Genomic DNA, 1582 nt, shown 5'->3' with positions numbered 1-1582 from the left:
TTCGGCGTTCCTTCAGGGCGCGGCGGGCGACGCCAGCTCCCGCTTCGTGCGCCGCGGCCGCGACCACGCCGAAGTCCGCACCCTCGGCGGCCACCTGGCGACGTCGATCGCCCGCACGCTGGCGGCGGCGGCGTCGGCGATCGGCGCGAGCGGCCCGGTCCGGCTGACGCGCTCGTCGCTGCACCTGCCCTACCGCGACGTGCCGTCCATCGAGGACAGCCTGGAGCTGCGCGAATCGGCGGAGGCGGAGTGGCAGCACGAGCTGGCCCACCACGGCGAAGACCACCCGGCGGTCCGGATCGCGCAGACCCGTTACGAGGGCTGCGCGATGCTCGCCGCGATGGCGGCCACCGACCGGCCGACGGGGTGCGCCGAGGTCCCGGTCAGCGTCGTCTCACTGGGGGACATCGCGTGGCTGCACACGCCGTTCGAGCTGTTCGCGTCGCTGGGGCTGCGGATCCGGCGGGGCAGCCCGTTCCGGCACACGCGGGTGATCGGCTACACCGACGGTTATCTGGGGTACCTGCCCGACGCCGAGGGGCACCGGGACGGGCTTTACGAGTCCTACGTGACGTTGTTCGGGCCGGATGCCGCGGACGTGCTCGTGGAGCACTGCCTGAAGGTGCTGCGGGCGCACCGGCTCAGCGCCGCTTAGGCCGGGCTGCGGCGCGCCTGCGTGAAGACCGTGTAGCGGTCCGCCCGGTACAGCGAGCGGCCCGCTTCGATGACGCCGCCGCTCTGGTCGTGCAGCGTGCCCTCGATGATCAGGCACGGCTGGGTCGCCTCGATGCCGAGCAGGCCCGCGTCGCCGGGGTTCGGGAGGACCGCCGAGATCGCCGTGTCGTTCCATTCCGCGCGGACGCCCCAGCGGTCCTCGATCGTGCGGTGCAGCGATTCGGTTTCCCAGTCGAACAGGTCGATGCCCGGGAACCGGTCGACCGACAGGTTGGTGCGCTCGACGGCGAACGGCTCGTCTTCGACGTAGCGGAGCCGCTCGAGCCGGAAGACCCGCGCGCCCGGGGGGACGTTGAGGCGGCCGGCGATCCGCTGGTTCGCGCTCTCCACCTCGGCGTGCAGCACCTTCGTCTTGGGGACGACGCCGCGGGCCTTCATGTCCTCGGTGAACGAGGTCAGCATGTCGATGTGCGCCGCCTGGCGTTCCGCGGTGAACGTCGCGGTGCCGTGCTGGCGGTACAGGACGCCGTCCGCGACCAGGCGGTTGATCTCCTGCCGGACCGTGCCGCGGGCGACGTGGAAGTGCTCGGCGAGGAACCGCTCCGACGGCATCAGCCTGCCGGGGCCCGCCTCCGTCGCGACGGTTTCGAGGATTTCGCGGAGCTGATCGCCCTTCGGCCGCCCCGGCTGCAGCGCGTCCGGGAGGCGCAGATCGCTCGCGGGGACGTGTTTCGGACGGGGCATGCCTTCAGTATGTCGCGCCGGGGGCGGCCGCGTGCCTTCGGTCAGCCCGTGGCGCGCCCGGCCAGCGTCGTGAGGAAGCTCGCGGCCAAGGCTTCGCCGGTGACGTGCCCGACCGCGCGGTACAGCGACCGCGACTCCCGGGCCGTCCCCTCGGCGAGCGTCG

At 72.9% G+C, this 1582-nt stretch carries 1 protein-coding gene and 1 pseudogene; one reads left to right on the top strand and one right to left on the bottom strand.

Annotated elements, in window-relative coordinates; translation table 11 throughout:
• Positions 1–655, top strand: a pseudogene (locus G3I65_RS18790) (hypothetical protein); the annotation flags it as partial.
• On the opposite strand, the gene G3I65_RS18785 reads toward G3I65_RS18790, so the two are convergent.
• Positions 652–1419 carry a GntR family transcriptional regulator gene (locus G3I65_RS18785; protein ID WP_160697267.1) on the bottom strand — a complete coding sequence of 256 codons (768 nt, stop codon included), beginning with the start codon at positions 1417–1419 and terminating at the stop codon, positions 652–654. The pseudogene G3I65_RS18790 and the gene G3I65_RS18785 sit on opposite strands and share 4 nt — an antisense overlap.
• Positions 1420–1582: the final 163 nt, after the last annotated feature.

Source organism: Amycolatopsis sp. SID8362 (genome assembly GCF_010550475.1).
Classification (GTDB): Bacteria; Actinomycetota; Actinomycetes; order Mycobacteriales; family Pseudonocardiaceae; genus Amycolatopsis; species Amycolatopsis eburnea.
Note: the sequence above shows the minus strand (reverse complement) of the source record. Positions and strands in the feature narration are given on the sequence as shown.

Excerpts from the sequence above, each read along its gene's own strand:
- G3I65_RS18785 (WP_160697267.1), bottom strand. The coding sequence starts at position 1,419 with ATGCCCCGTCCGAAACACGTCCCCGCGAGCGATCTGCGCCTCCCGGAC.